Below are 25,216 nucleotides of genomic sequence, written 5' to 3'. Positions count from 1 at the left end.
GGGGGGTTCATCTGGATCACGGGGCGGATCTCCGGATCACCGGGCGGATCCGGGAAAGAACTTTCCCTGCCCGGTCACACTGATCGTCGAGACGCAGCCGGTCAAGGGCATCACTACGACGAGGCACAGAGCATGCGGAGAAGACTGACACGCACCGCGTCCCGTGCGGACTCGGCGGACAGCCGGCGCGGCCTGCTCCTCGCTCGCGGCATGGCCTAGAGTGATGGCCGCCGAGACCAGCCAGTCGAGGGGGAGCCCGGCGCCCTGCCGGCCCGGCGGCATCTGCCGGCCCGGTCGTCGAACGCAGCGCGGCAGGGACTTCGACCACCATGTCCGTACGCTCCGCCGGCGCCGCGCGCGCCGGTCTCGTCGCCGACACCGCCCCCGCCCTGCTCGCCGAGCGCGGGATGCGCGGGCCGACCCACCGGGCGGTGGATGTGGCGGCCGGACTGCCGCAGGGCTCCACCTCGAACGTGGCCCGCACCCGCCAGGCCCTGCTGGAGCTGGCCGTGCGACGGCTCGCCGACCGGGAGGCGCGGGTGCTCGCGCTGGATGAGATGCCGGACCCGGCGGCCGGGACGGATTCCCTGGTGGACGCCCTCGCGCTCGCCACCCACCGCGCGCTGACCCGCAACCGCGATCTCACGCCGGCCCGCTACGAACTGGCCCTGGAGGCGACCCGCCGTCCGGAGCTGCGCGCCTACGTCGACGCTGCCGGGGCCCGCTTCCTCGACCAGGTCGTCGCGCTCGTCACGGCGCTGGGCTCCCCGGATCCGGAGCGGCACGCGCTGTCGCTGATCGCCTGGGCGGACGGGCTGATGTTCTCCTGCGTGGCCGGGTCCTACAGCGCCCGGGTATCCGACCTCACCGCATTGCGGGAGAGCCTGCGGGAGCTGCTGGCGGGGATGACCGGGAGCTGAGACTCCAGCACTGATCACGCCTGCGTGTCCGAGAGCGCCACTCCGAACCGAGACGCCTGAACCGCTCGGAGCCGAAACGCCTCAACCGATCGGATCGGAGGTGCCTGGCCCGCCCGGATCCGGAAAACGCCTGGAGACCAGGTGTCCCGCGGGAGAGGATGCCTCCATGACGACCGAGCGCCGCGTACCCGCCGCCGATGCCGATGAACGCACCATGCTGGAGGGGTGGTTGGACTTTCACCGCCAGACCCTCGCCTGGAAGTGCGCGGGCCTGACCGACGAGCAGCTGCGCACCGCGGCAGTGCCGCCCTCCGAGTTGTCCCTGCTGGGGCTGGTGCGGCACATGGCGGACGTGGAGCGGGCCTGGTTCCGCCGGGTGCTGGTGGACGACGACCCCGGCCCCATCTTCTACAGCGAGGCGGATCCGGACGGCGAGTTCCATCTCACCGATGCGGACACCTGGGAGCAGGCCGACACGGCCTGGCAGGAGGAGATCGCCGTCGCCCGGCGCAACGCGGCGGGCTTCGCCCTGGACGACCTCTCCAAGGGCCACAGCCGGCACGCGGGCGGCCCGGTCAGCCTGCGCTGGATCTACACCCACATGATCGAGGAGTACGCGCGGCACAACGGCCACGCCGACCTGATCCGCGAGCGGCTGGACGGCGCCACCGGCGACTGACCGTCACCCCGGAGGACCGGCGGCGCCTCCGTCCGGGGGCGGAGATCACCCGTGCGGGGCATCCTGTGCCCGTCCGGCCCTCGCCAGGCCGCCGGAACCAGCAGAGTGACGCGGGTGCATCGAACGACGACCGCAGCGACGCTCGCAGTGACCGTGGCCCTGTCGGCCCTGACCGGCTGTGTCACGGTGCAGCGTCCCGCCGCACCCGGACCTGCGGCCCCCGCCCAGTCACCGCTCGCCCGTTCCGACGGGCGCACCGGTCCCCAGATCGTGCAGGCACCGGCCCGTGAGGCCCTGGAGATGGCCGGCCCCTCCCGCCGCCCCACCGGGGCTCCCGCCTCCCTGTCACCCCGCGGCAACCAGGCCACGCCCGCACCGGGCGTCACGGCGCCGGCCGACGACCGCTCGCAGCACCGGCCCCGCGCCACGCCCCGGCCGGACCGGACCCCCGGCCGTCCTCCGGCGGACCTCCCCGGCATCCCGGAGCAGGCCCGCCGGGACCTGCGCAGCACACCGGACATCTGCGGCCTGGGCAAGCGCTACGGCGGCTGGCGCGCTGACAGCCCGGAGGCGGCCATCTGCCGGAACGCCTACGGCAGATGACCGCGGCCGGGCGGTGTGTGAACGCAACCGGGCGGGTTGGCGGACCCGTCGGCGCAGGGGCGCTGCCATGCCGGGTCGGTGGACCCGGCGGTGTTGGAGCGCTGCCAGCGCAGATCGGCAGTGCTGGCGGCGTGGGGCGCTGCCATGCCGGGTCGGTGGACCCGGCGGTGTTGGAGCGCTGCCAGCGCAGATCGGCGGACCCGGCGGTGTCAGAGGCGCTGCCTCGGCGGCCCGGCCGCCCCCTCGCCCCCGCCGTCGCCCCTGCCCCCGCCCAGCCTCCGCTCCAGGCGCCGGATGGCGCTGCGCACCCCCGCGCCGTAGCGGTCGTCGGCGAGGGTGCCGGCCGCCGAGCGGGCGCGGTGCAGGTGTACGCGGGCCGCGTCGGGGCGGCCGAGGCGGGCGTAGTCGGCGGCGAGGTCGACGTGCAGGGCCGGGTAGAGGGCGCGCACGGCGACGGCTCCCTCACCGGCGGTCGCGCGGTCGCCGCCCGCCTCCTCGGCCGCCGTCAGCGCCCGTAGGTCCCAGGCCAGTTCGGCCTCCGGGTCGTCCTGGGTGTCGGCGAGGCAGCGAGCCAGGGTGCAGCGGTGCAGCGGGTCGCCGTGCTCGCCCAGCTCCGTCCAGAGGCCGAGCAGCCGGTGCCGGGCCTCCTCCCGGTCCCCGGCGTGGTGGAGCATCACGACCTGGCCGATCCGTGTCAGCAGGTCCTCCGCCGCCACCTGCCGCTGCCCTTCGGCCACCGCACCCTCCGCACCGCTCGCCCGCTGTCCGCTGTCCGCTGTCCGCTGTCCGCTCCGACGCTAACGGCAGCGGACGGCGATGCTGGTCAGCCGCACCGTGAGGGGTGGGCCGAATGATCACGCACGGGGTGCGGGAGCCGGCGTCCCGCACCCGGAAACCGGACCACGGCCCGCGTCAGCCGAGGACGGCCCCCATCTGCCGAGGCACGGCCCGCGTCAGCCGAGGTAGTCAGCCGTGGTTCGGAATGGTCCAGTCGATCGGCTCGTGCCCCTGCGCGGCGACCGCCTCGTTGATCTGGCTGAACGGGCGCGAGCCGAAGAACTTCTTCGCCGACAGCGGCGAGGGGTGCGCCCCCTTGACCACCGCGTGCCGCGACTGGTCGATCAGCGGCAGCTTCTTCTGCGCGTAGTTGCCCCACAGCACGAACACCGCCGGGTCGGGCCGCGAGGCCACCGCGCGGATCACCGCGTCGGTGAACTTCTCCCAGCCGCGGCCCTTGTGCGAGTTGGCCTCGCCCGCGCGGACCGTGAGCACCGCGTTGAGCAGCAGCACGCCCTGCTCGGCCCACGGCATCAGATAGCCGTTGTCCGGGATGGGCGTGCCCAGATCGGCGTTGAGCTCCTTGTAGATGTTCCGCAGCGACGGCGGGATCTTCACCCCGGGGCGGACCGAGAAGCACAGGCCGTGCCCCTGGCCCTCCCCGTGGTACGGGTCCTGTCCGAGGATCAGGACCTTGACCTTGTCGTACGGCGTGGCGTCCAGCGCCGCGAAGACCTCCTCGCGGGGCGGGTAGACGGGACCCTTCGCCCGCTCCTCCTCGACGAACTCGGTCAGCTCCTTGAAGTAGGGCTGCTGCAGCTCGTCGCCCAGAACCCCGCGCCAGGACTCGGGCAGCATGGCGATGTCGGTCACGTCAACGTCCTCACGGTCGTGGTCACTTGCAGGTCTCAGAACCTACCGGTGACCACTGACATCGCGCCCCGCGAACGGTCTTACCCCGCTCTACCAGCTGGTCTTCCGGGACAGCTCCCACAGGGTCATGATCGTGGACGGGTCCAGGGCCCGCTCGGCGCCCGAGATGTCCCGGCTCACCGCCAGGAACTGCCGGCCCTGCCACAGCGGCAGCAGACGGACGTCGTCGACCAGGATCTGCTGGGCCTCCTCGAACTGCTTCACCACGTTGCCGCGGTCGCTCTCCCTGCGGGAGGTGGGCAGCAGCTTCTCGGTGACCTCGGTGACCTCGTACGGGGTGCCCAGCGCGTTCTGCTTCCCGACGAACGGGGCGATGTAGTTGTCCGGGTCCGGGAAGTCCGGGAACCAGCCACGGCCGAACACCGGGTACTCGCCCTTCTGGTAGCCGGTGACGTACGTCTTCCAGGGCCGGCTCTTGAGCGTGATCTTGAACAGGCCGGAGGAGTCCAGCTGCCGCTTCAGCTCCTTGAACAGCAGCGCCGTCTCCGAGCCGTAGCGGTCGGTGGTGTACCAGAAGGTGAGCGGCACCGGTTCGGTGATGCCCGCCTCGGTGAGGATCTGCCGGGCCTTGTCGACGCTCGGCTCGCCGAAGTCGTCGAAGAAGCCGGTCGTGTGGCCGGTCACCCCCTTGGGGACCATGGAGTACAGGGGGTCGACGGTGTCCTTGTAGACCTTGTGCGCGATGGCCCCGCGGTCGACGATCTGGGCGATGGCCTGGCGGACCGCCTTCTTGCCGACCCAGGGGTGCTTGGGGTTGAACACCAGGTAGCTGATGTCGGCGCCGGTGCCCTCGACCAGCTGGAGCTCCTCCTCCTTGGAGGTCTTGCCCTGGAGCTTTATGACGTCGGCGGCGGCCAGACCGCGGTCGGTGAGGTCGATCTGCTCGTCCCGGAGCGCCTTGACCATGGAGGCGGAGTCCTGGAAGTAGCGGATCGTCACCGCGTTGTTCTTGCGCTCCGCGTAACCCTTGTACTTGTCGTTGCGGACGAGTTCGGCCCGCTTGCCCTCCTCGTAGGCCTCGAGCTTGTACGGCCCGGAGCCGACGATGGTCTGCTCCTTGCGGAGACTGTCCGCCGGGTAGGCCTTCGGGGAGACGATCGCCATGGCGGGCGTGGAGAGCACGAACGGGAAGGTGGCGTCGGGCTGGTTGAGGTGGAAGACGACCTCGCGCTCGTTGGGCACCTGCACCCGGTCGAGGCTGGTCAGCAGACCGGCCGGGCCACCGTTGACGTTGATCCTGCGGATCCGGTCGATGGAGTGCTTGACCGCCTTGGCGTCGAGAGGGGTGCCGTCGGAGAACTCCAGGCCCTCACGCATCTCGCAGCGGAAGACGCGGTTGGAGCTGTCGGTGAACTCACAGTTCTCCGCGGCGTCCGGCTGCGGTGTGGACGAGCCGACGGGGTAGCTCAGCAGGGTCTGATAGATGTTGCGGAACAGTTCCCAGGAGCCGTCCCAGGAGGCGGCAGGATCCAGCGTGCTGGGGGCACTGGTCGTTCCGACAACGATCGGTCCCTCGTCCTCCGGGGTGTCGGACGACAGGACGCCACAGCCGGCGACCAGCGCCGATATGGACGCGATGGCCGCCACGCGCCGCAGGCATCGGTTCCGGTTGAACACGCGCACGCTCCTCGATCTGCCATACCAAGGGTCGGCAGACCTTACCGCAGTGTTCCGCCTGGTGGCTGCACTCCGTACGGTCCTTGAGACGAGACGCCCGATGACTACGTTGTCAAAGGTCCTGTGCGGCTCCGATACACCGGCACGGACGCCGTTTTCGTCAAGGGCGCCCGTGCCGGGATCGTGCTGACGCCGGCACATCCGATACCGGCGTCAGCACATGAGGTGCCGCTCGGCTCAGGCGACACCCGCGTTCAGGAAGATGCCGCCGTCGACCACCAGGGTCTGTCCGGTCACCCAGTCCGACTGCTCGGAGGTCAGGAAGGCCGCGGCGCCCCCGATGTCGGAGGGCACGCCGAGCCGGCCCAGCGGGTAGGCCGCGGCGGCCTCCGCCTCCCGGCCCTCGTAGAGCGCCTGGGCGAACTTGGTCTTGACCACGGCCGGGGCGATCGCGTTGACCCGCACCTTGGGCGCGAACTCGTGCGCCAGCTGGACGGTCAGGTTGATCATCGCGGCCTTGCTGACGCCGTAGGCGCCGATGAAGGGCGAGGGCGCGAGGCCCGCGACGGAGGCGATGTTGACGATCGCGCCGCCGTTGTCCTTCTGCCAGGCGTGCCAGGTGCGCTGGGCGAAGCCGAGGGCAGAGATCACATTGGTCTCGAACACCTTGCGGGCCACGTTCAGGTCGAGGTCGGCGATCGGCCCGAACACCGGGTTGGTCCCGGCGTTGTTGACCAGGAAGTCGACCCGGCCGAAGGTCTCCATGGTGCGCTCGACGGCGGCGGCCTGGTGCTGCTCGTCGTGCGCCTTGCCGACGACGTACATGGCGCGGTCGGCGCCGAGCCGCTCGACGGCCTCCTTGAGGGAGTCCTCGTTGCGGCCGGTGATGCAGACGCGGTCACCGCGGGCGACGAGGGCCTCGGCGACGCCGTAGCCGATGCCCCGGCTGGCGCCGGTGACCAGGGCGACCTTGCCCGAGAGTTCCACTGAAGTCATGTTCCGGTCTTCCTAGTCGAGGGGTCCGCCGGCCACGTACAGCACCTGGCCGGAGACGAATCCTGCCGCGTCGCCGGTGAAGAAGGCGATCGCGTTGGCGACGTCCTCGGGCTCGCCGACGCGGGCGACGGGGATCTGGGTGGCGGCGGCGGCCTTGAAGTCCTCGAAGCCCATGCCGACCCGCTCCGCGGTGGCCTTGGTCATCTCGGTGGCGATGAAGCCGGGGGCGACGGCGTTGGCGGTGACGCCGAACTTGCCGAGCTCCTTGGCGAGGGTCTTGGTGAAGCCCTGCAGACCGGCCTTGGCGGCGGAGTAGTTGACCTGGCCGCGGTTGCCGAGCGCGGAGGAGGACGACAGGTTGACGATCCGGCCGAAGCCGGCGTCCACCATGTGCTTCTGGCAGGCCCGCGACATCAGGAAGGCGCCGCGCAGGTGCACGTTCATGACGGTGTCCCAGTCGGAGACGCTCATCTTGAACAGCAGGTTGTCGCGGAGCACGCCCGCGTTGTTCACCAGGATGGTGGGGGCGCCGAGCTCCTCGGTGATCCGCGCGACGGCGGCCTCGACCTGCGCCTCGTCGGAGACGTCACAGCCCACCGCGATGGCCCTGCCGCCGGCGGCGGTGATCTTCTCGACGGTGTCCTTGCACGCGGCCTCGTCGAGGTCGAGCACGGCGACCGCGCGGCCCTCGGCGGCCAGTCGTACGGCGGTGGCGGCGCCGATTCCGCGCGCGGCGCCGGTGACGACCGCGACCCGCTGCTCAGTGGTGGACATTGCTGCTTCTCCTCGCCCTTGGGATGCGGCTCCTGCGGCCGTCACCCATGGGTGAGCGACCGCTTAGTACCTTCAGCAGACGTGACGCTAGAAGCCCTGGCACCCGGTGTCAACGGCACACCCGCGTCTGTGATCCATTCCCCGCCGCTTCCCCCCTCAGCCCGGCCACCTTCTGGCTTCGGCCCGGACCGCCCCTCGCTCGGTTCGGCCCGCCCTTCGCTTCGGCCCTGACCGGTCGGGGTGCGGGGCGATATCGCGCGCCGGCCGTCCGCGGCACCCGATCGGCCTACGGCTGCGCGCCCCGGCGCCGGGCCGCCCCTAGCGTCGAAACGCGAGCCACCCGCGAGGGGAAAGGAGGCGCGTCATGCGTCGTCGCACCGGTGCCCTGGGCACGCTGATCGCGCTCGCCGCGACCCTGCCCCTGGCCGGCACCGCGCACGCCGGGCCCGATGTGGACCTGGACTGCGGTGACTTCCGCTGGCAGGAGGACGCCCAGCTGGTGTTCGACGCGGACCGGCGTGATCCGCACCGGCTGGACGAGGACGCGGGTCCCGACGACGGCATCGCCTGCGAGGCACTCCCCCGCCGCTACGACCAGGGCGACACCTCCTCCATGAGCCGCCCCCGGCCCGGCACCCCCACGCCCGCCCCGGTCACCACGTCTCCCACCTCCGCCGCTCCGGGCACTCCGACCCCGACCCCCGCATCCACTCCCACGCGCACCGCGCCCCCGGCCACGGCCACGGCGACCGCGGCCACCGGCAGCGCTCCCGCCGTGCCGCCCACGACGGCGGCGCCCTCCCCGCCGCGGGGAGTTGCGGGCGGACTGGGCGGCGCGTCGGACGCGGGACCGGCCGCCTGGGAGGTGGCGGTCGGCGCGGTGTTCGTGGCGAGCGCGGCCGCGGCGGGCGGCTACCTGATCAGGCGCCGCCGCGCCTGACGCCGTTCACGCACCAGCAAGCCGGTCACCGCACCAGCACCTGAAGGAGCCGCTCCGTCTCGGCCGCCGGGTCGGCGGTGAGCCCGGTGTGCACCGGGCCGGGCTGCACGATGGTGGAGCGGGGCGCGATCAGCCAGCGGAAGCGCCGCCCGGCGTCGTCCCGTGCCGCCTGGCCCGCCGCGTCGCCGCCCGCGCACACCTGCTCGACGGCCCGCAGCGCGGCACGCACCCCGGCCAGGTCCACGTCCGGGTCGAGGGCCAGCAGCCTGGCCTCGTCGAGATGGGTGCGGGCGGCGACGAACCCGAGGGGCCGGCAGTACACCAGCACCCCGGCGTTGATGCACTCGCCGCGTTCGATGCGCGGGACCACACGCAGCACGGCGTACTCGTAGACATGGCGGCCGCTCGCCTGACGGTTGCTCATCGGTCGCCTCCGAGTCCCTGGATGCGCTGGTGGACGGTGGGGGCGCGGTCGAGCAGCGGCCGGGCGTAGGCGCGGCGCAGCTCCTCGGGGGTGTCGAAGCCCGGCTCGCCGGTCAGCCAGGCGTCCGGGATCTCGGCGGTGACCTCGGCGAGCAGGTCCTCGGTGACCTGCGGGCCGAGGTCGGCCGCGGCGGACGCCACGTCGGGGGCGAAGGGCCGCAGGGCGTGGTCGCCGGCGTCGTAGGGGCGGGCGGCCAGGGCGGCGGCGCCGGGCCAGTTGTGGTGCCAGATCATGGTCGCCCCGTGGTCCACGAGCCACAGCTCGCCGCGCCGGCGCAGCAGGTTGGGGTTGCGCCAGGAGCGGTCCACGTTGCCCACCAGGGCGTCGAACCAGACGATCCGCCCGGCCTCCTCTGCGCTCACGTCGAAGGCGAGCGGGTCGAAACCGAGCGCCCCGGAGAGGAAGTCCATGCCGAGGTTGGTGCCACCGCTGGACTTGAGCAGCTGCTGCACCTCCTCGTCGGGTTCGCCAAGACCGAGCACGGGATCGACCTCGACGGTCACCACGCGCGGCACGCGCAGTCCCAGCCGGCGGGCGAGTTCCGCGCAGACCACCTCGGCCACCAGGGTCTTGCGGCCCTGTCCTGCGCCGGTGAACTTCAGGACGTAGGTGCCGAGGTCGTCGGCCTCGATCAGTCCGGGCAGCGAGCCGCCCTCGCGCAGCGGCGCGATGTACCGGGTGGCGGTGACTTCCTTGAGCATCGCCCCAGGCTACTGGCGTGTCCCCGCAGGTCGGGCGCGCCCGGGGCCAAAGCGTGCGCGTGCGGCGGCCGGGCCCGGCCTGCCTCCCTGTTGCTCCCGGCCGGTCCGGCTGCGGCAGATCGTGAACGGGGCGGGCCCGCGGGCCGTACCTGAGACCGGATCGCGAACCCGACCGGAAGGAAGTCCCCGGCATGACCAGCGCATCGCAGCAGCCCGCACCGGGACCGGCGCGTCGGACCGTCGTGGCGGCGGTCGGAGCGGCGGGTCTCACCGCCGCGCTGACCGCGTGCTCCGGCTCGGACGACGGCGGCTCCACCTCGGTGGGCGCCGGCTCGGACGGCAAGGGCGGCGGGGGTTCGGGCGGGGGCGACGCGGCCGCCGGTGGTACCGCCCTGGCGTCCACCGCGGACATCCCCGAGGGCGGCGGCAAGGTGTTCGCCGACAAGAAAGTGGTGGTGACGCAGCCGAAGGCGGGCGAGTTCAAAGCGTTCTCGGCGACCTGCACCCATCGGGGCTGTGTGGTCAAAGGCATCGCCGACGGGGTCATCAACTGCCCCTGCCACAACAGCAGGTTCTCCATCGCCGACGGCAGTGTGCAGGGCGGGCCGGCACCCGAGCCGCTGCCCGCCGTGGAGATCACCGTGAACGGGGACTCCATCACGCTCGCCTGACCGGTCAGTACCGGACCGTACGGCACTGGCGGGCGCGGGTGTCCGCGGGGCCGGGCTCGTCGGGCGGGCCGGTCAGGTGGGTCAGCAGTTCGCCGGTGGTCGTCAGGGTGGCGACCAGGGCGAGGGTGTGGCGGATCAGGGCGCGGGTGTAGTCGGCGGGCACGCCCGCGATGGCGTCCGTGGGGACGACCACGGTGTATCCGCGGTTCACCGCGTCGAACACGGCGTTGGGCACGGCCACATTGGCCGAGACGCCGGTCACGATCAGGGTGTGGCAGCCGAGGTTGCGCAGCAGTGCGTCGGCCTCGGTGCCCTGGATCGGGGAGAGCCCGTGCAGCCGCCGCACCACGAGGTCCTCGTCGGTGACCTCGATCGGGGCGGCGACGCGGACGGCGGCGCTGCCGGTCAGCTGCCGTACCGGGAGCCGTTCGGCGGCGCGGAACAGCCGGGCGTTGCGGCCGGCGCCCCGGCCGTCCGGGCGGCGTTCGGCGACGGCGTGCAGCACCTGGACGCCGCATGCGTGCGCGGCGGCGACCAGGCGGGCGATGTTGCCGAGGGCGCCCGAGGAGCGGGCCTCCTCGGCGAGTTCGGGCAGCGCGCTGCCGGCTCCGACGACGCCCTCCTGGCACTCGACGGTGAGCAGGGCGGTGCCGGCCGCGTCGAGCGGGTGGCCGAGCTGGGTGTGTAACGGCACGGTTCCCCCTGGGCGTCGGCTGGTGGGCGGGGTGAGGTTAGTCACGATTGCGTGCGGAAGGAAGACATCTCATCCTTCTCTGACGTGATGTCAGAGGATCATCTCTGGCACGACGTGGGAGCAGGACGGGAACAAGAGGGGGACGTATGGCCGCCACGCAGCGCCGGGGCCGGAAGATCATGATGACGCCCGGTGAGCTGGACGAGTTCCTCACCACGCAGCGCACCTGCCGGGTCGCCACGGTGTCCGCGGACGGCATGCCGCACGTCAGCGCCCTGTGGTTCGTCTGGGACGGCACCTCGCTGTGGCTGTACTCGGTGGTGCGGAGCAAGCGGTGGGCGCAGCTGCGCCGGGATCCGCGGGTGGCGGTCGTGGTGGACACCGGCGAGGAGTACGAGGAGCTGCGCGGGGTGGAGCTGTCGGGCCGGGTGGAGTTCGTGGGCGAGATTCCGCGCACCGGTGAGCTGTGCGCCGAACTCGATGTCCCCGAGACGCTGTTCGCCCGCAAGAACTTCGGGCTGGACGAGATGCCGCACGACGGCCGGCACGCCTGGCTGCGGCTGACCCCGGAGAAGATCGTGTCCTGGGACTTCAGAAAGCTGGGCGCGGTGCGGTAGCCGGTCGGAAAGCCGGGCGCAGTGAAGCAGCCAGACTCATCCGGCCTTCCTGCCCGCCTCCTGGAGCGCGTGCACCGCGGCCCGGATCGACGGGCGGCGGTCGGCGTCCGCGCGCCAGACGACCAAGACATGCCTGCGCACCCGCTGCTTGAGCGGCACGGTGACGACGCCGTCGGGCAGCGGATTGCGCCCGAGCATCGGGGCGATGCACACGCCCAGGCCCGCGGAGACCAGGGCGAGCTGGGTGTGGCTCTCGGCGGCCTGGTGGCCGATGACGGGCTCGACGCCCCTGGAGCGCAGGGTGAACATCAGCCACTCGTGGCAGAACTCGCCCTCGCCCCAGGTGATCCACTCGTCCTCGGCGAGTTCGGCGAGGTCGACCTCGTCGCGGCCGGCGAGCCGGTGACCGGCGGGGACGGCGACGTCGGCCGGGTCGTCGAGGATGGGTGCCTTGACCAGCCCGTCGGGCAGCGGCAGCGGCTTGTTGTACCAGTCGAGGACCACCGCGAGGTCCAGATCGCCCCGCACGACTCCGGCGATGCCGTTCTCCGGCTCCAGTTCGCGGGAGCGCACCCGGAGCGCCGGATGCTCCTCGCGCAGGGCGGCGAGGGCGAGCGGGAACAGTCCGCGGGCGGCGGTGGGGAACGCCGAGATGCGCAGTTCTCCGGCGACTTGGCCGCGCTGCGCCTCCAGGTCGGCCTGGGCGAGCTCGACCTGGGAGAGGATGCGCGCGGCGTGCCCGGCGAGCAGCCGTCCGGCGTCGGTGAGCCGGACGCCCCGGCCGTGCTTGGCGAGCAGCCGCTGCCCCGCCTCGCGCCGGGCCACCGCGCCGGTCTCGTCCGTGACGGGCACCCAGACGTTCATGCCGCTGCGGCCGTGGGCCGTGATCCCGCGCCGGGCCAGCGCCTCGAGCAGCGCCTCCCGGCGCCGGGTGTAGGAGGCCGCCACCGCCTCGGGGCCGACCGTGCGGGCGGTGCGCAGCCGCACCAGGGCGCGCTGCAGCAGGAGGCTGACCCAGCCCGGCCCGAGCCGCTGCCGCCCCCGCACCAGGTCCACCGTCACCGGGTCGCCGGTGAGGACCGCCAGCCGCAGATCGGGTCCGTAGGCCTTGGCGGCGGAGCGGACGAAGGCCCAGCTGCGGGTCGTACCGGCGAGCGGGTGCAGCGGCAGTCCGGCGATGAGCGGCGTCAACGACGAGCCGGAGGACCTGGGCCTGCCCCACTGGGCCGGCGTCGTCCCCCTGCGCAAGGGCTACGGCACACCGATCGCCGACCCGGATCTGGCTCCGGGCACCGGACTCCCGCAGTACCTGCGGGATGTGTGAGGCGTGACTCCGTGAGCTGACCGCCTCCGGGATCCCTGACGGCGGCGCCTCAACGGTTCGTGACCCGCATGTGCGGGGCCTTCCCTCCCGGTGAGCGAAGGCCCCGTCCCGTCCAGGGCCGGAGAGGAATCCCGGTCAGACCGGCACCGTGTCCGCCGCCTCGGCCTGCGGCCCGCCGCGCGCTCCGCGCGCCTCGCTCATCGCCAGGCCCGCGACCGAGCCCAGCATCAGCAGAGTGCCGGCCAGTGTCGTCACGGTGAGCCGCTCGCCGAGCAGGGTGACCGCGAGCACCGCCGCGCTCACCGGCTCCAGCAGCATGATCACGGAGACCGTGGCGGACCGGACGACGGCCGCACCGGCGAAGTAGAGGCCGTAGGCGAGCGCCGTCGGCACGGTCGCGATGTAGGCGATCAGCCCCGCCAGCAGGGCGGGGTCGTCGGCGTGCGGCAGCAGGCCCTCGACCGCCGCGAGCGGCAGCAGCAGCACGCTGGTGACGGCGAAGGCGTCGACGGTCGTCCCGGAGGCGTCCGTCCGGCCGTCGCGGCCCCACCAGCGGGTGAGCAGGGTCATCGCCGAGTACCCGGCGGCGGACAGCAGCGCGAGCAGCACGCCCCAGGCGTCCACCGTCGCCTCTCCCCCGCCGAGCACGAGCACCACAAGGCCGAGCAGCGCGCCCGCCACCGCGGCGGCTCCGGTGCCTCCCAGGCGCTCCCCGAGGAGCACCCGCGCCCCGAGCGCGATGAGCACGGGCCCCGCACCGAGGGTGACCACGGTGGCGACGGCGAGGCCGGTGGCGGAGACGGCGGCGAAGTAGGCCGTCTGGAAGACGGCGAGCCCGGCCCCGGTGGCCGCGGCGCGCAGCGCACGGCGCCGCAGCGGCTCGGGTCCGGCGGTCCGGGCACGCGCCAGCAGCAGGCGGGCCCCGAGCAGCAGCACAAGCCCGGCCGCGCAGCGCCAGAAGGACAGGGTGACGGGCCCCATGTCACCGGCCCGGTAGGCCAGGGAGGCGGCGGCGCCCGCGGTGCCCCAGGCGGCACCGGCGACGATCAGATACAGCAGGCCACGCCCGACGGGCAGGGCCGAGGAAGCGTTCGACACGAGTTCTCTCCGCAGTAGCGCGCACACGCCCGAGCGGGCGGGGCGCGGAAGTTCGGAAGGATCCCCGAGGGCGAGCCGGATCAGCACTCGACAGGAGCGCCGGCTCGGCGGGATCCACGGACCTCGTCCGCGGGCAGCACCGTCAGACCCGGCGAGCTGCCGGGCCCTGGGACGGAAGGGCCCGCCTCAGGCGGCCGGGGGCGGAAGAACAAGTGCGCGTGCGTGCATGATCAGCACCCTAGGCCGCCTTCCCCGGAGCGGACAACTCCCGTTCGGGTCCGCCACCGGCCACGGGCTGCTCCGAGCCCTTCGCCGGGGCGGAGGACTGGGCGATGAAGGCGCCCGCCAGCACGACCACACCTCCGACGATCTGCGGCGCCGACAGATGCTCGCCGAGCAGGACCCATGCCAGTACGGTCGCGATGACCGCTTCCAGGCAGGCCACCACGCCGGCGACCTGGGGCGAGAGGCGGCGCACCGACAGGACGCCGGTGACATAGGCGATCACCGTGGCGAGCAGGACGATCCAGGCCAGCAGCGCGAACGCGGCGACCGGGGTGCCGTTCATCTCCGCGCTGCCCGCGAGCACCGGCCAGTCCATGGACCAGGGGCGGGCGACGACGGTGAGGACGGCGGCGCCGATCAGCAGCCCGTAGGCGATGACACCGAGCGGGTCGGGTGCCTCGTCCCCGGCGTCGCCGCCCCGGTCGGAGAGAACGAAGTAGCCGACCTGGCAGCAGGCGGCGCCGAGCGCCAGCAGCAGTCCGAGGGCGTCGAAGCCGAGCCCGGCCCACACCTCCACGACGCAGGCGAGCCCGCCGACCGCCAGCGCCACACCGACCGCGGCGGCGCGGGTCACCGGCCGGCGCTGCACATACCGCACCCAGCCGAGCACCAGCGCCGGCGCCAGATACTCGACCAGCAGCGCCACACCGACGGGGATCCGGGAGATGGCGGCGAAGTAGCAGGCCTGCACACCGGCGACGGCGAACAGCCCGAACCCGGCGAGCAGTCCCGGACGGCTGCGCAGCAGCCCCCGGTGACGCACCGCCAGCGGCACCATGACGAGGGCGCCGCCGGCCACCCTGAGCCAGACGACGTGGAGCGGGTCGAGTCCCGCCTCGATCAGCGGCTTGGCCGCGACACCGGATCCCCCGAAGGCCACCGCGGACAGCAGGGCGAGGCCCAGGCCTATGCCCTTGCCGCGATGGCTCCGGGTGCTGACAGACGTATGCACCGGCCCATGATGACAGGCGACGACAGGAGCGTCACCCCCTATGACACCTGTCTCACGGGCTGGACGCAGGGCAGCGCGCGGCGGAGGAGGAGGCTGCGGAAGCGTCAGGCCACCAACGCGTCCCGGATGCCGGTGCGTTCACCAGGAGGCCGGGTCCTGGCGCCCCACGGGGCACCCTCCGCCGGCACCGCCGGGCGACGGGTCCGCCAACCCGTCCTCGTGACGGCCGTCGAGCGTCTCGACGCGGGTGTACACGTCGTGCGGATCGATGCCGGCCCGCTGCAGGACCTCGACGGCTCGCGCCTGGGGGTCGGTGACGAGCGCCGCGAGCAGGTCCACGCCCCGGACCGCGGCGTCGTCGCGGCGCCGGGCGCGCTCCTGGGCGTGCTCCATGCAGGCGGCGGCCAGCGGCGAGAACCCCTCGGCCTCCGTCACCACGGGAACGCCGCCGGAGTCCTCGACCCCGCCCTGCCAGCGCAGTCCGTAGCCGATGCTGCGCTGGACCAGGTAGCCGAGCAGCCGGGCGATCCCCGGGCCGTCGCCGAAGACGGACCGGACCTCGGCGTCGCTCTCCAGCAGCGAGTGCAGCAGATGAGCGGTGTCGATCTGCCGGTCCCCGTCCCGGAGCACCCGGCGGCGGGCACCGGCGACGGCCGCAGCCAGCTCCGGGCTGAGCCTGGCATCGTTGTCCGCGCTCCGGCCGGACCGCTCCTGCGGTTCCCGGTCGGACTGGCGTGGGATACGGGGTTGCACGCCCCCCACCTCATCAGCCCCAGGGAGCCTGGTCATCCCCGGGGGGAAGCATTCCGGCGTCCCACAGGAAGCTGACACGGCCGCCCGCCATCTCCTCCTTGCGGATGAGATCAGGCCGTTCTCCCCCGAGGGGCGCGCCGCCTTGCGCCGCGCCCCCGAAGGCAACCGATGAACCGCGCCGTTGGTCCAACTGGGTCATGGAGAGCAGCTGCTGGCTGGTGGCCCTGCCCGCGGTGGACGGCAGACAGTACGTCTACCGCGTGCACGCCCCCGAGGACGCGCTGCTCGCCGACCTGTTCCGGGAGGCGTGGCACTGCCACGACGAGGGCCCCCACCCCCGCGCGTGGGACGTCTTCGACGCGGCGGCCATACGCCGGATCGGCTGACGACCCGCGCACCGTTCCTGCCGCAACGGCACGGCGCCCCGCACACCTGTCGTGCGCGAGGCGCCGTGCCGGGTTCCCCTGAAATGACCCTCCGTCAGTGCTCGTCGGCGAGGATCAGATACAGCTTCTTGCGGGCCTCGTTGATGACGGCGAGTGCCTTCTCGCGCTGCTCCTTGCTGCCGGTCTTCCAGACCTGCCCGAAGGCCTCCATCAGCCCGAAGCCGGCCTGGCGGATCTCGTTGAGCGCCTCCCAGTCGACCCCGCGCGAGGCCTCCTCCCAGGGAGCCTCGGGGCCTTCCTCGGCGGCCGCCCGGCCCTCATCGGTGAGCGAGAACAGCCGCTTGCCGCCCCCGCCCTCGGTCTCACTGGTGATCAGCCCCTCGTCCTCCAGCAGCTGGAGGGTCGGATACACCGAGCCGGGGCTGGGCTTCCAGGCCCCTCCGCTGCGCTCGGCGATCTCCTGGATCATCTCGTAGCCGTGCATGGGCCGGTCCTTCAGCAGGGCGAGGATCGAGGCCCGTACGTCACCGCGCCGTGCCCTTCCCCTCGGTCCGCCGCGTCCTCGTCCGCCCCAGGGGCCATGCCCGAATCCCGGGCCGAAGCCCGGCCCGCCGCCGGGACCTCCCGGCCCGAAGGGCCCGAACGCCGCACGCAGCCGCTCGGTATCTGCGACGAAACCGCCGCGCCGCTCGCCGTGACCGCACCCGTGCTCGTAACCGTGCGTACGCATCGCAACCACTCTCCATTCCATCGTTGATCTGTCGCGATGCCTCAACGATATATCGGTAGCTGCGATGCGACAAGGCTCGGGCCGGGGGCGGTGCGGAAATCGGCCCGCAGGCCGGTCACGCGGCGGGAACGCCGCCGACGAAGGTGCGTTCCGGTCGGGAGGCCACGAGTTCGACGGTGGCGCCGGCTCGGAAGTCGTCGCCGAGGACCCGCGTGATCGCATCGGTGAGCGCGGCGCCGAGGCGTGCGGTGATCTCGGCGGCATCGGGGCGGTCGAAGACGCCGGCACGGACTCCCAGCACCACCGAGGCGCATGTGTCCACGGCCTTGCCGCCCTGCCCGAAGCGGCCCGCGGGAACCCCGGCCAGGCGGACGCCGACGAGGTCGCGGGCCCAATCGCCGTAGACGCCCACGACCGCGTCGGTCAGCGCGGCGATCAGCGCGGGCTCGTTCCCGGCCAGCCTGTTCTCTGGAAGGTGCACGGCCAGATGCGGCATAGTCGGCCCCGTTCCCTTTGACTACAAAGCCTTTGCTTTCAAAGGTATCTGGAAGGGGTCGCCGATGCCCACGGAATCGGACGGTCCGGCCGTCGATGAGGCCGTCCGCGGCCTGCTGCTGCTCATGCCCCGGCTGGTGAGCCGCGCCAAGCGCCTGCCCGTGCCGCCGGCGCTCCAGGGGCTGGACCTGGCACCGCGGCACCTCGCTCTGCTGGCCCACCTGGAGTACGACGGCCCCACGAGCATCAACGAGCTGGCCGACCGGCTGGAGGTGGCCCCGACCACGGTCAGCCTGATGGTCAGCGAGCTGTCACGGCCGGGGGTCCTGCAGCGCACCGCCGACCCTTCCGACCGCCGTCGCCGCATCGTCGCCATCGCCCCCGCCTACGCCGCGGCGATCGGCGAATGGCTCTCCGGCAGCGCCTCCGCCTGGGAGCGTGTCATGCGCGAACTGAGCCCCGCGGAACGCGCCACGGTCATCAAGGCCCTGCACGCCTACGAGGCCGCCCTGGAGCAGTCGGCCCGCCGGCAGCCGAACGCGTAGCCGCGTCAGCGGGCCGGGACCAGCCCCGCCCGAGTCGGACGCCGTCCCCCGGCAACCGGGCCAGCACTCGTGAATTGGCCTTGGCCCGGGGCCTCGGGCGGCCCCTACGGTCGGGGCATGCGGATCCGAATCGTCGATGCCTTCGCCGACCGTCCCTTCGCCGGTAACCCCGCCGGAGTGCTGCTCCTTGACTCCTTTCCGGACGACGTCTGGCTGCAGAACGTCGCCCTGGAGGTGAACCACGCCGAGACCGCGTTCGCCCATCCGCTCCCCGCGGGCGGTGAGGCCGACTGGGCGCTGCGCTGGTTCACCCCCGCCACCGAGGTCGCCATGTGCGGCCATGCCACGCTCGCCACCGCCCACGTCCTGCGCTCCACCGGCACCCATGAGGGGCCGGTGCGGTTCGCCACCCGCAGCGGGGTGCTGATCGCCACGCCCGAGGAGGACGGGTCGATCACCCTGGACTTCCCCACGGCGCCGCTGACGCCCGTCGAGATCCCCGGGGACCTGGTGAAGGCCCTGGGCGCCGAGCCGCTGGCCGCGTACGACACCGGCCCGCAGGTCGGGGACCTGCTGGTCGAGCTGGCGGCCGAGGAGGACATCCACGCGCTGCGGCCCGACATCGGGGCGCTGTGCGAGCACTCCGAACGCGGCATCATCGCCACGGCCCGCGCGGCGGACCCCGCCGGCGGCTACGACTACGTCTCGCGCTGCTTCTTCCCCAACGCCGGCATCGACGAGGACCCGGTCACCGGCAGCGCGCACACCGCGCTGGCCCCGTACTGGTCCGAGCGGCTCGGCCGCACCGATCTCACCGGTCTGCAGGCCTCGGCCCGCTCCGGCCGCGTACGCACCCGGCTGCACGGCGAGCGCACCCTGCTGAGCGGCCGGGCGGTGACCGTCATCGACGGGGAACTGCTGGTCTGACCGCCCCGTTCCCGCAGGGGCGCCTCCTGCGCGCCGCCGCTCCGGTCACGCCGTCGGCAGCCAGTCGACCTTCCCCGCCAGCAGCGCGTATCCGACGAAGGCCCCGATGTCGAGCAGCGTGTGCGCCACCACCAGCGGGCCGACCCGGCCCCAGCGGCGGTACAGCCAGACGAAGACCACGCCCATCACCATGTTGCCGATGAAGCCGCCGATGCCCTGGTAGAGGTGGTACGAGCCGCGCAGCACCGAGCTCGCCGCCAGCGCGGCTCCCGGCGACCAGCCCAGCTGCCCGAGCCTGCGCAGCAGATAGCCGACGACGATGACCTCCTCGACGACGGCGTTCTCCAGCGCCGAGAGGATCAGCACCGGGAACTTCCACCACACCTCCGGCAGCGCCTCCGGCACCACGGTGAGGTTGAAGCCGAGGCCGCGTGCGGCCAGGTAGAAGGCGATGCCGGTGCTGCCGATCACGGCCGCGATCACCGCGCCGCGCGCCAGGTCGGACCAGGGGCGGGTGCGGTCGAAGCCGAGGGTGCGCAGCCCCTCTCCCTCCCGCATCAGGAAGTGGGCGACGAGGGCGACCGGCACCAGGGCGGTGGCGATGCCGAACAGCTGCCAGGCCAGGTCGAGCCAGGGGCGGCCGGGCGCCGCCGAGGCGTTGAGGGTGGCCGCCTGGTCCTTCAGGCCCCCCGGTTTGGTGACCGAGCCGATGAAGCTGATCAGTGCGGACACGCCGCTCGCGCCGAGGGACAGCGCGAGCACCAGCAGCATCTCGCTGCGCAGCACCGTCCGGGTCAGCCCTGCCCGGGCATGGGAATCGGCCGCACCCGGGCCTGCCTCCGCCTGCACACCTGCCTCCACTTCACCGACCGGTCCGATCAGGTCCGATCAGTATGAACGGCGCGGCTGTGCGTGCGCCGACGGCCGGGGACGGCGGTCAGGCTGGGGGCGCCGGTCACGCCGGCGACGCCGGGGACACCGGGGACACCGGCGACACCGGCGACACCGGCGACACCGGCGACACCGGCGACACCGGGGACACCGGGGACACCGGGGACGCCAATCAGGCCGGGGACGCCGGTCAGGCCGTCGGGACCGGCTCCGGCAGGCCGATCGGCCAGGTGTGCACGGGGTCGCCCTGCTCCATCAGGGCCCGGTACCGGCGGGTGGTGGCGGCGAGGGCGGCGTCCCGCGGCAGGCCCTGCTCCAGGGCCCGGTGGAAGGTGGCCGCCTGCCAGCTCGCTCCGTTGGTCCGGCGCCGGCACCGCTCCTCGATCACCCCGAGGTACAGGTCCCGGTCGGCCGGTTCGATGCCCCAGGCGTCCAGCCCGGCCTCGGCCAGCGGCAGCAGCTCGTCCCGGACCAGGGCGACGGCGTCGACCTCGGTGGTGCCGCCGTAGCGGCCGCGCCGGGGCCAGGTGAGGCGGGCGTCGATGCCGTGCTTGCAGGCGGCGTCGAAGTTCGCGGCGGCCGCCTCGAAGAGCAGCCGGGACCACACCGGGCGGCTCTCCTCGGCGAGGGCGCGGACCACCCCGTAGTAGAAGGCCGCGTTCGCCACGACGTCGGTGACGGTGGGCCCGGCGGGCAGCACGCGGTTCTCCACCCGCAGATGGGGGACGCCGTCGGCGACGCCGTAGACCGGGCGGTTCCAGCGGTAGATCGTGCCGTTGTGCAGGACCAGCTCGGCGAGCGAGGGCACGCGGCCCTTGTCCAGCGCCTCGAGGGGATCCTCGTCGTCGCAGATGGGCAGCAGGGCCGGGAAGTAGCGCAGGTTCTCCTCGAAGAGGTCGAACGCCGAGGTGATCCACCGCTCCCCGAACCAGGTCCGCGGCCGCACGCCCTGCGCCTGCAGCTCGGGCGGGCGGGTGTCGGTGGACTGCTGGAACAGCGGCGGCCTGGACTCGCGCCACAGCTCACGGCCGAACAGGAACGGAGAGTTGGCGCCGACCGCGATCTGCGCGGCGGCCACCGCCTGCGCCGCGTTCCACACGTCGGGGAAGCGGGCCGGGGTGACCTGCAGATGCAGCTGCACGGAGGTGCAGGCGGCCTCGGGGGCGATCGACTTCGAGGTGCAGCGCAGGTGTTCCACGCCGTCGATGTCGAGGCTGAAGTCCTCTCCGCGGGCGGCCACGATCTGATCGTTGAGCAGGGTGTAGCGGTCGACGTCGGAGAGGTTGGAGGAGACCAGGTCGTCCCGGTCCAGCGTCGGCAGAATGCCGATCATCACGATTCCGGCGTCCACCTCGCGGGCTTTCCGGTCGGCATACGCGAGTGAGGTCCGCAGTTCCTCGGCGAGCCGGTCGAATACCCGCCCCTGAAGCCGGTGCGGGGCGATGTTCACTTCCAGATTGAACATGGCGAGTTCCGTCTGGAAGTCCCGGCTCGCGATGCGTTCGAGCACCTGAGCATTCAGCATTCTCGGCATGCCGTCGGCACCCGCGAGATTCAATTCGATCTCCAGCCCCATGAGATTCCTGGGGCGGTCGAACCGCTTCTCCGCCAGGAGTCGCTCCAAGCCCGTCAGACACCTGCGGAGCTTGTCGCGGTAGCGCTGGCGATCGGACAGGTCGAACTGACCTGCCACGACCTTCTCCCCCATCGAAGCGTCCTTCCTCATGGGCGGGCCGTCAGACGGCCGCCGGGTCCCGGTCCACAAGCAAGGATGCCCAGCGGATGCGATCGATAACGTCCCGCCCCGGGCCGCCCGCCGCTACCCTGGTCGATATGACCAGCGGCACATTCACCGGGCATGCCGCGGAACGGATGTTACGGGCCGGTTGAGAACTCGTGAAAAACACCGACCGCAATTGGCCGTCCGCCGGGCCGGTGTATTCCGAGGTCATCGGTGTGCACCCGGCCCGGAATCGGGATGAATGTCGCGTTTCAGCGGCCTGAAGTACCCTTGCGCACCGCCCCGGAAACAGGTAGGCGAAACACAGTCTGAACACGTGTCGTATAAACTTCCTGCACAAGGCAGAAGGTTGGCGCCCACGGTCGAGTGATCCAGCCGCGAGGCGTTGTCCGTAAGGCCTCACCCCGCCTCGCGCTCCGACCCCCGGCCCCTGCCTTTCTGACCTTCGCGAGCTGACAGCGCCGTCCGCCACGCCCCACCACGCCACGCCCTCGTGCCACTGTGCCTTCGAATGAGAGGCGACCCACCATGCCGCTGCATGTCCCCCAGGCTCCCGCGCCCGCACTGCGTTCCGTCCTGACCGCGCTCTCCTCCCCCACCGCGGTCCGCGAGGCCCGAACACCGTCCCTGCTCGCCGCGCAGGGACCGCTCACGCCCGAGCTGCCGCTGCCCGTGCATGTGCTGGACCGGATCACCGCCGAGGGCGTCTCCGCGACCCGGCTGGCCGGCTGGCGCTTTCTGATCAGCGGCAGCGAGCGCGCGGTGGCCGCCGCGGACGCGGTGCTCACCCCCGACGGCTGGACCTTCTCCCGGTTCTTCGAGGGCCCGTACATCGCCTCCACCGAACTGGCGGTGCGCCAGGCCGAGGCCATGGCGCAGCCGTATCAGCCCCGGCTGCTGTCGGTGCCCGGCCTGTACATGCTGACGCTCTGGCTGCACGGCGACACGGCCGCGGACGGCGCCACCGGCCACCCGGCCGCCACGGATCTGCTCGTCCCGCTCGCCCCGGCTCCGCCCGGCATCGCCGCGCACCGCCCGCACCGGGTCGCCGAACTCCTGCCGGTGCTGACCCTGCGCGTGACGCCCACCCGCCTGCTCGGATCTCCCGCCTGACACCGCCCGGGACGCTCTGTGCACGGCTGGGTGCGCAGAGCGTCCCGCCGGGCCGGACTAGCCCTATCCGGCCACCGAGAACCACCCGAAGTGACAGTGCAGTTGGGCTGAACCGTCCGCGCGGGTGACACGTCATGAACTGGTGAGGAGCGGTGCCGCGAAATGCCTGCGGAAAACCGTCCATGGGGCAACACTGGTTCCGACCGACTTATCACAACGGGGGGCGGCCATGAACGACGCTTCAAGCCGCGCAACTGACACAACAGCCAACCCACAGGTCACCACAGAGCGAGAGAACCCAGCCATGTGCCAGCACCAGCCACCGTGCCCCTCAGCAGACTCCGCCGACCGGGAATCCGCCCGTCTCGTGGCGCACCACCCGGAGCAGGGCTGGAGCCTGCTGTGCAACGGTGTCGTGCTCTTCGAGGACACCGGTGAACTCCTGCCCGACGGCAGGATCATCGCGCCGCAGCGTCCGCGGAGCACCGCCCAGGTGATGACCACCGCCTGAGCATCCCCGCCCGGGGACCACGAAGGGGGCCGGACCGCGCCAGCTCACTGCGGACCGGCCCCGACGCATGTCCGGGGCCCTTCACTCACCGTGATCCCGCCGCTGGGAGGCAGTGACGGCACGGTGCAGGCGCCCGAAAAGCCCGGTCACCCCTTCGTCGCGCCGGCGGTGAGGCCGCCGACGAGCTGCCGCTCGGCCACGGAGTAGAAGGCCAGCGCGGGAACCATGGCCAGCACCAGATAGGCGAAGACCCGCGCGGTGTCCGCCGAGTACTGCCCCTGGAACTGCTGCACGCCGATCGGGATGGTCCACCACGTGGACTCGGTGAACACCAGCAGCGGCAGGAAGAAGTTGTTCCAGCTGGTGACCACGGCGAGCACCGAGACGGTGCCCAGCGCCGGCCGGGCCATCGGCAGCAGGATCCGCCAGAAGAAGCCGAACGGCCCGCAGCCGTCGAGCGTGGCCGCCTCCTCCAGCTCCCCCGGGATCTGCCGGAAGAAGCCCCGCAGGATGATGATGGTCATCGGCAGCCCGAAGGCGGCCTGCGGAAGGATCACGCCCAGCGGATTGTCCAGCAGGCCCATGGCGCGCAGCAGCAGGAACAGCGGCAGCGCGGCCACCGCGAAGGGGAACATCAGCCCCATGGTGAACAGGGTGAACAGCAGCTCCCGCCCCCGGAAGGCGAACCGGGCGAAGGAGAACGCGGCCAGCGCCGACACCGCGACCACCAGCAGCGCCGTGGCCACCGCGATGAAGGTGCTGTTGCCGACCAGCCGCCAGAAGTCCGCGGAGGCCAGGATGCCGGTGTAGTTCGAGCCCACCCACGGGTCGGGCAGGCCGACGGGGTTGCGGGAGAGCTGGTCGGTGGACTTGAACCCGGAGAGCACGGCGTACAGCAGCGGTACGGCCATCACCGCTCCCACCACGATCAGCATCACGTGCAGCGGCAGCGTCCGCGGGAAGCGGCCGCGCGGGGGCCGGGGTTCACCGCGGTTGTCCGCGCTCTGCTTCTCCGTGGGCTTTTCCGCGGGCTTCTCCGCGGACTTCTCTGCGAGGGTCACTTCACACCTCCGCGCATGGTCGTGGTGGCACCCTCCAGGTCCCGGCGCAGGACGAACCGCTGGTAGGCGAGGGCGAAGACGAGGCTGATGCCGAACATGACCACGCTGATCGCGCTGGCGTAGCCGACCTGGTAGCGCTTGAAGCCGTACTGGAACATGGTCACGGCCATCGTCTCGGAGTGGTGGTCGGGGCCGCCCTGGGTGATCACCCACACCAGGTCGAAGAGCTGGATGGACCCGATCACCGACAGGAACACACTGATCCTGATCGTCGGCGCGAGCAGCGGCAGGGTGACGTTGCGGAAGCGCTGCCACGGCCCCGCCCCGTCGATCAGCGCGGCCTCGGTCAGCTCCTTCGGCACGGCCTGGAGCCCGGCGAGGTAGAGCATCATGTGGAAGCCGAAGTACTTCCACGTCATCACCAGGAACAGGGTCGCCATCACCATGTCGGGGTCGGCGAACCACTCGCCGCCGAGTCCCTCCAGGCCGGCCTTGCCGAGCAACTGGTCGGCGAGCCCGTCGCCCGGCGCGAAGATCATGGCGAACAGCACACCGGTGATGGCCTCGGACAGCACGTACGGGGCGAAGAACAGCATCCGGTACACCGCCCGGCCGCGCATGCGCTGATTGAGCATCACGGCCAGGGCGAGCGCGAACGGCAGCTGCAGCGCCAGCGACAGCGCGACCAGCAGGAAGCACCGCCACAGGTCACCCAGGAACACCGGGTCCTTCAGCAGCCGGGTGAAGTTCTCGCCGCCGATGTAGTCGGACGGCATGCCGAAGCCGCCCCACCGGAAGAAGGCGGCGTAGCCGGCGAACAGGATCGGCAGCAGCACCAGCACGGCGAACAGCAGCAGCGCGGGCACCTGGAAGCCGACGGCGGTGAGCCAGGTCCGGGTGCGCAGCCGCCGGCGCCCGCGCACCGCGGAGCGGGGCGAGGGCGGCGGGTCGGTCCGGGGGCCGGTCTTCTCCACCGGCGGGAACGTGGAGGGCATCGA

Annotated in this window: 29 protein-coding genes and 1 pseudogene; 12 read left to right on the top strand and 18 right to left on the bottom strand. The window is 72.4% G+C overall.

Annotated elements, in window-relative coordinates:
- Positions 1 to 329: 329 nt before the first annotated feature.
- The 3 genes from ABD207_RS25525 (at position 330) to ABD207_RS25515 (ending at position 2,202) form a co-directional block, all read left to right on the top strand.
- The gene (locus tag ABD207_RS25525) at positions 330 to 920 is read left to right on the top strand and encodes a TetR/AcrR family transcriptional regulator (RefSeq protein WP_344015476.1); all 591 of its coding nucleotides are present in this window, start codon (positions 330 to 332) and stop codon (positions 918 to 920) included.
- Between the two features lie 166 nt (positions 921 to 1,086).
- Positions 1,087 to 1,599 carry a DinB family protein gene (locus ABD207_RS25520; RefSeq protein WP_344015475.1) on the top strand — a complete coding sequence of 171 codons (513 nt, stop codon included), beginning with the start codon at positions 1,087 to 1,089 and terminating at the stop codon, positions 1,597 to 1,599.
- Between the two features lie 114 nt (positions 1,600 to 1,713).
- Positions 1,714 to 2,202 carry a hypothetical protein gene (locus ABD207_RS25515; protein WP_344015474.1) on the top strand — a complete coding sequence of 163 codons (489 nt, stop codon included), beginning with the start codon at positions 1,714 to 1,716 and terminating at the stop codon, positions 2,200 to 2,202.
- Between the two features lie 209 nt (positions 2,203 to 2,411).
- On the opposite strand, the gene ABD207_RS25510 is transcribed toward ABD207_RS25515, so the two are convergent.
- The 5 genes from ABD207_RS25510 to fabG form a co-directional block, all read right to left on the bottom strand.
- A complete protein-coding gene (locus ABD207_RS25510; RefSeq protein WP_344015473.1) occupies positions 2,412 to 2,939 on the bottom strand; it encodes a hypothetical protein in 528 nt (175 codons plus the stop codon).
- A gap of 229 nt (positions 2,940 to 3,168) precedes the next feature.
- Positions 3,169 to 3,852, bottom strand: a complete 684-nt coding sequence (gene ung, locus ABD207_RS25505; RefSeq protein ID WP_344015472.1) for a uracil-DNA glycosylase — start codon at positions 3,850 to 3,852, stop codon at positions 3,169 to 3,171.
- Positions 3,853 to 3,942: 90 nt separating this feature from the next.
- Complete coding sequence (locus ABD207_RS25500) at positions 3,943 to 5,529, bottom strand: ABC transporter substrate-binding protein (protein ID WP_344015471.1); 1,587 nt, start codon at positions 5,527 to 5,529, stop codon at positions 3,943 to 3,945.
- A 237-nt stretch (positions 5,530 to 5,766) separates the two neighbouring features.
- Positions 5,767 to 6,525 (bottom strand): SDR family oxidoreductase, encoded by a 759-nt coding sequence (locus ABD207_RS25495; RefSeq protein ID WP_343998387.1) that lies wholly within the window; start codon positions 6,523 to 6,525, stop codon positions 5,767 to 5,769.
- 12 nt (positions 6,526 to 6,537) lie between these two features.
- Complete coding sequence (fabG, locus tag ABD207_RS25490; RefSeq protein WP_344015470.1) at positions 6,538 to 7,299, bottom strand: 3-oxoacyl-ACP reductase FabG; 762 nt, start codon at positions 7,297 to 7,299, stop codon at positions 6,538 to 6,540.
- 364 nt (positions 7,300 to 7,663) lie between these two features.
- Between fabG and ABD207_RS25485 the strand changes: the two genes are divergently transcribed.
- Complete coding sequence (locus tag ABD207_RS25485; RefSeq protein ID WP_344015469.1) at positions 7,664 to 8,239, top strand: excalibur calcium-binding protein; 576 nt, start codon at positions 7,664 to 7,666, stop codon at positions 8,237 to 8,239.
- A 25-nt stretch (positions 8,240 to 8,264) separates the two neighbouring features.
- Here the strand turns inward: ABD207_RS25485 and ABD207_RS25480 are convergent, their stop codons facing one another.
- Positions 8,265 to 8,663 carry a DUF3037 domain-containing protein gene (locus ABD207_RS25480; RefSeq protein WP_344015468.1) on the bottom strand — a complete coding sequence of 133 codons (399 nt, stop codon included), beginning with the start codon at positions 8,661 to 8,663 and terminating at the stop codon, positions 8,265 to 8,267.
- Positions 8,660 to 9,424: a HipA family kinase gene (locus ABD207_RS25475; RefSeq protein WP_344015467.1), complete on the bottom strand. Its 765-nt coding sequence runs from the start codon at positions 9,422 to 9,424 to the stop codon at positions 8,660 to 8,662. Before ABD207_RS25475 ends, ABD207_RS25480 begins: the two co-directional genes overlap by 4 nt.
- Before the next feature lie 191 nt (positions 9,425 to 9,615).
- Here ABD207_RS25475 and ABD207_RS25470 point away from each other — a divergent pair, with 191 nt between their 5' ends.
- Positions 9,616 to 10,095: a Rieske (2Fe-2S) protein gene (locus ABD207_RS25470; RefSeq protein WP_344015466.1), complete on the top strand. Its 480-nt coding sequence runs from the start codon at positions 9,616 to 9,618 to the stop codon at positions 10,093 to 10,095.
- A 4-nt stretch (positions 10,096 to 10,099) separates the two neighbouring features.
- On the opposite strand, the gene ABD207_RS25465 is transcribed toward ABD207_RS25470, so the two are convergent.
- Complete coding sequence (locus ABD207_RS25465) at positions 10,100 to 10,789, bottom strand: cysteine hydrolase family protein (protein ID WP_344015465.1); 690 nt, start codon at positions 10,787 to 10,789, stop codon at positions 10,100 to 10,102.
- 146 nt (positions 10,790 to 10,935) lie between these two features.
- Between ABD207_RS25465 and ABD207_RS25460 the strand changes: the two genes are divergently transcribed.
- Positions 10,936 to 11,406, top strand: coding sequence for a pyridoxamine 5'-phosphate oxidase family protein (locus tag ABD207_RS25460; RefSeq protein WP_343998394.1), 471 nt, complete (start codon positions 10,936 to 10,938; stop codon positions 11,404 to 11,406).
- Between the two features lie 36 nt (positions 11,407 to 11,442).
- On the opposite strand, the gene ABD207_RS25455 is transcribed toward ABD207_RS25460, so the two are convergent.
- On the bottom strand, positions 11,443 to 12,597 hold the full coding sequence (locus tag ABD207_RS25455; protein WP_425580822.1) for a LysR substrate-binding domain-containing protein: 1,155 nt from the start codon (positions 12,595 to 12,597) through the stop codon (positions 11,443 to 11,445).
- On the opposite strand from ABD207_RS25455, the pseudogene ABD207_RS25450 reads away from it, so the two are divergent.
- A pseudogene (locus ABD207_RS25450) lies at positions 12,590 to 12,730 on the top strand (pyridoxamine 5'-phosphate oxidase family protein); the annotation flags it as partial. The gene ABD207_RS25455 and the pseudogene ABD207_RS25450 sit on opposite strands and share 8 nt — an antisense overlap.
- Before the next feature lie 135 nt (positions 12,731 to 12,865).
- On the opposite strand, the gene ABD207_RS25445 reads toward ABD207_RS25450, so the two are convergent.
- The 3 genes from ABD207_RS25445 to ABD207_RS25435 form a co-directional block, all read right to left on the bottom strand.
- Complete coding sequence (locus ABD207_RS25445; protein WP_344015464.1) at positions 12,866 to 13,828, bottom strand: DMT family transporter; 963 nt, start codon at positions 13,826 to 13,828, stop codon at positions 12,866 to 12,868.
- Positions 13,829 to 14,066: 238 nt separating this feature from the next.
- Positions 14,067 to 15,065 (bottom strand): EamA family transporter, encoded by a 999-nt coding sequence (locus ABD207_RS25440; protein WP_344015463.1) that lies wholly within the window; start codon positions 15,063 to 15,065, stop codon positions 14,067 to 14,069.
- Positions 15,066 to 15,203: 138 nt separating this feature from the next.
- Complete coding sequence (locus ABD207_RS25435; protein ID WP_344015462.1) at positions 15,204 to 15,818, bottom strand: Clp protease N-terminal domain-containing protein; 615 nt, start codon at positions 15,816 to 15,818, stop codon at positions 15,204 to 15,206.
- Between the two features lie 197 nt (positions 15,819 to 16,015).
- Between ABD207_RS25435 and ABD207_RS25430 the strand changes: the two genes are divergently transcribed.
- Positions 16,016 to 16,204, top strand: a complete 189-nt coding sequence (locus tag ABD207_RS25430; protein WP_344015460.1) for a hypothetical protein — start codon at positions 16,016 to 16,018, stop codon at positions 16,202 to 16,204.
- A gap of 94 nt (positions 16,205 to 16,298) precedes the next feature.
- Here the strand turns inward: ABD207_RS25430 and ABD207_RS25425 are convergent, their stop codons facing one another.
- Positions 16,299 to 16,934, bottom strand: coding sequence for a PadR family transcriptional regulator (locus tag ABD207_RS25425; RefSeq protein ID WP_344015459.1), 636 nt, complete (start codon positions 16,932 to 16,934; stop codon positions 16,299 to 16,301).
- Positions 16,935 to 17,049: 115 nt separating this feature from the next.
- The gene (locus ABD207_RS25420) at positions 17,050 to 17,415 is read right to left on the bottom strand and encodes a hypothetical protein (protein WP_344015458.1); all 366 of its coding nucleotides are present in this window, start codon (positions 17,413 to 17,415) and stop codon (positions 17,050 to 17,052) included.
- Positions 17,416 to 17,494: 79 nt separating this feature from the next.
- On the opposite strand from ABD207_RS25420, the gene ABD207_RS25415 reads away from it, so the two are divergent.
- Both ABD207_RS25415 and ABD207_RS25410 read left to right on the top strand, forming a co-directional pair.
- On the top strand, positions 17,495 to 17,974 hold the full coding sequence (locus tag ABD207_RS25415) for a MarR family winged helix-turn-helix transcriptional regulator (protein WP_344015456.1): 480 nt from the start codon (positions 17,495 to 17,497) through the stop codon (positions 17,972 to 17,974).
- A 117-nt stretch (positions 17,975 to 18,091) separates the two neighbouring features.
- Positions 18,092 to 18,901 carry a PhzF family phenazine biosynthesis protein gene (locus tag ABD207_RS25410; protein WP_344015455.1) on the top strand — a complete coding sequence of 270 codons (810 nt, stop codon included), beginning with the start codon at positions 18,092 to 18,094 and terminating at the stop codon, positions 18,899 to 18,901.
- A gap of 45 nt (positions 18,902 to 18,946) precedes the next feature.
- Here ABD207_RS25410 and ABD207_RS25405 read toward each other — a convergent pair whose 3' ends face one another.
- Entirely contained in the window at positions 18,947 to 19,750 is an 804-nt protein-coding gene (locus ABD207_RS25405) for a CPBP family intramembrane glutamic endopeptidase (RefSeq protein ID WP_344015454.1), read from the bottom strand.
- Between the two features lie 232 nt (positions 19,751 to 19,982).
- Complete coding sequence (locus tag ABD207_RS25400; protein WP_344015620.1) at positions 19,983 to 21,500, bottom strand: glutamate-cysteine ligase family protein; 1,518 nt, start codon at positions 21,498 to 21,500, stop codon at positions 19,983 to 19,985.
- Positions 21,501 to 22,061: 561 nt separating this feature from the next.
- Here ABD207_RS25400 and ABD207_RS25395 point away from each other — a divergent pair.
- Complete coding sequence (locus tag ABD207_RS25395) at positions 22,062 to 22,646, top strand: hypothetical protein (RefSeq protein ID WP_344015453.1); 585 nt, start codon at positions 22,062 to 22,064, stop codon at positions 22,644 to 22,646.
- Positions 22,647 to 22,950: 304 nt separating this feature from the next.
- Entirely contained in the window at positions 22,951 to 23,157 is a 207-nt protein-coding gene (locus ABD207_RS25390) for a DUF5999 family protein (RefSeq protein ID WP_167996991.1), read from the top strand.
- A gap of 146 nt (positions 23,158 to 23,303) precedes the next feature.
- On the opposite strand, the gene ABD207_RS25385 is transcribed toward ABD207_RS25390, so the two are convergent.
- Together ABD207_RS25385 and ABD207_RS25380 are read right to left on the bottom strand one after the other, a co-directional pair.
- Entirely contained in the window at positions 23,304 to 24,092 is a 789-nt protein-coding gene (locus ABD207_RS25385; protein ID WP_344015619.1) for a carbohydrate ABC transporter permease, read from the bottom strand.
- Between the two features lie 122 nt (positions 24,093 to 24,214).
- Positions 24,215 to 25,213: a carbohydrate ABC transporter permease gene (locus ABD207_RS25380; protein ID WP_344015452.1), complete on the bottom strand. Its 999-nt coding sequence runs from the start codon at positions 25,211 to 25,213 to the stop codon at positions 24,215 to 24,217.
- Positions 25,214 to 25,216: the final 3 nt, after the last annotated feature.

Source organism: Streptomyces thermospinosisporus, assembly GCF_039526425.1.
Taxonomy (GTDB): Bacteria; Actinomycetota; Actinomycetes; order Streptomycetales; family Streptomycetaceae; genus Streptomyces; species Streptomyces thermocarboxydovorans.
This window is presented reverse-complemented; position numbering and strand designations above follow the sequence as displayed.

Bases quoted from the DNA above. Each gene is read 5' to 3' on its own strand.
- ABD207_RS25525 (WP_344015476.1), top strand. From the start codon at position 330: ATGTCCGTACGCTCCGCCGGCGCCGCGCGCGCCGGTCTCGTCGCCGAC.
- ABD207_RS25520 (WP_344015475.1), top strand. From the start codon at position 1,087: ATGACGACCGAGCGCCGCGTACCCGCCGCCGATGCCGATGAACGCACC.
- ABD207_RS25495 (WP_343998387.1), bottom strand. From the start codon at position 6,525: ATGACTTCAGTGGAACTCTCGGGCAAGGTCGCCCTGGTCACCGGCGCC.
- fabG (WP_344015470.1), bottom strand. From the start codon at position 7,299: ATGTCCACCACTGAGCAGCGGGTCGCGGTCGTCACCGGCGCCGCGCGC.
- ABD207_RS25485 (WP_344015469.1), top strand. From the start codon at position 7,664: ATGCGTCGTCGCACCGGTGCCCTGGGCACGCTGATCGCGCTCGCCGCG.
- ABD207_RS25480 (WP_344015468.1), bottom strand. From the start codon at position 8,663: ATGAGCAACCGTCAGGCGAGCGGCCGCCATGTCTACGAGTACGCCGTG.
- ABD207_RS25475 (WP_344015467.1), bottom strand. From the start codon at position 9,424: ATGCTCAAGGAAGTCACCGCCACCCGGTACATCGCGCCGCTGCGCGAG.
- ABD207_RS25470 (WP_344015466.1), top strand. From the start codon at position 9,616: ATGACCAGCGCATCGCAGCAGCCCGCACCGGGACCGGCGCGTCGGACC.
- ABD207_RS25460 (WP_343998394.1), top strand. From the start codon at position 10,936: ATGGCCGCCACGCAGCGCCGGGGCCGGAAGATCATGATGACGCCCGGT.
- ABD207_RS25430 (WP_344015460.1), top strand. From the start codon at position 16,016: ATGGAGAGCAGCTGCTGGCTGGTGGCCCTGCCCGCGGTGGACGGCAGA.
- ABD207_RS25425 (WP_344015459.1), bottom strand. From the start codon at position 16,934: ATGCGTACGCACGGTTACGAGCACGGGTGCGGTCACGGCGAGCGGCGC.
- ABD207_RS25415 (WP_344015456.1), top strand. From the start codon at position 17,495: ATGCCCACGGAATCGGACGGTCCGGCCGTCGATGAGGCCGTCCGCGGC.
- ABD207_RS25410 (WP_344015455.1), top strand. From the start codon at position 18,092: ATGCGGATCCGAATCGTCGATGCCTTCGCCGACCGTCCCTTCGCCGGT.
- ABD207_RS25400 (WP_344015620.1), bottom strand. From the start codon at position 21,500: ATGGGGGAGAAGGTCGTGGCAGGTCAGTTCGACCTGTCCGATCGCCAG.
- ABD207_RS25395 (WP_344015453.1), top strand. From the start codon at position 22,062: ATGCCGCTGCATGTCCCCCAGGCTCCCGCGCCCGCACTGCGTTCCGTC.
- ABD207_RS25390 (WP_167996991.1), top strand. From the start codon at position 22,951: ATGTGCCAGCACCAGCCACCGTGCCCCTCAGCAGACTCCGCCGACCGG.
- ABD207_RS25385 (WP_344015619.1), bottom strand. From the start codon at position 24,092: ATGCTGATCGTGGTGGGAGCGGTGATGGCCGTACCGCTGCTGTACGCC.
- ABD207_RS25380 (WP_344015452.1), bottom strand. From the start codon at position 25,213: ATGCCCTCCACGTTCCCGCCGGTGGAGAAGACCGGCCCCCGGACCGAC.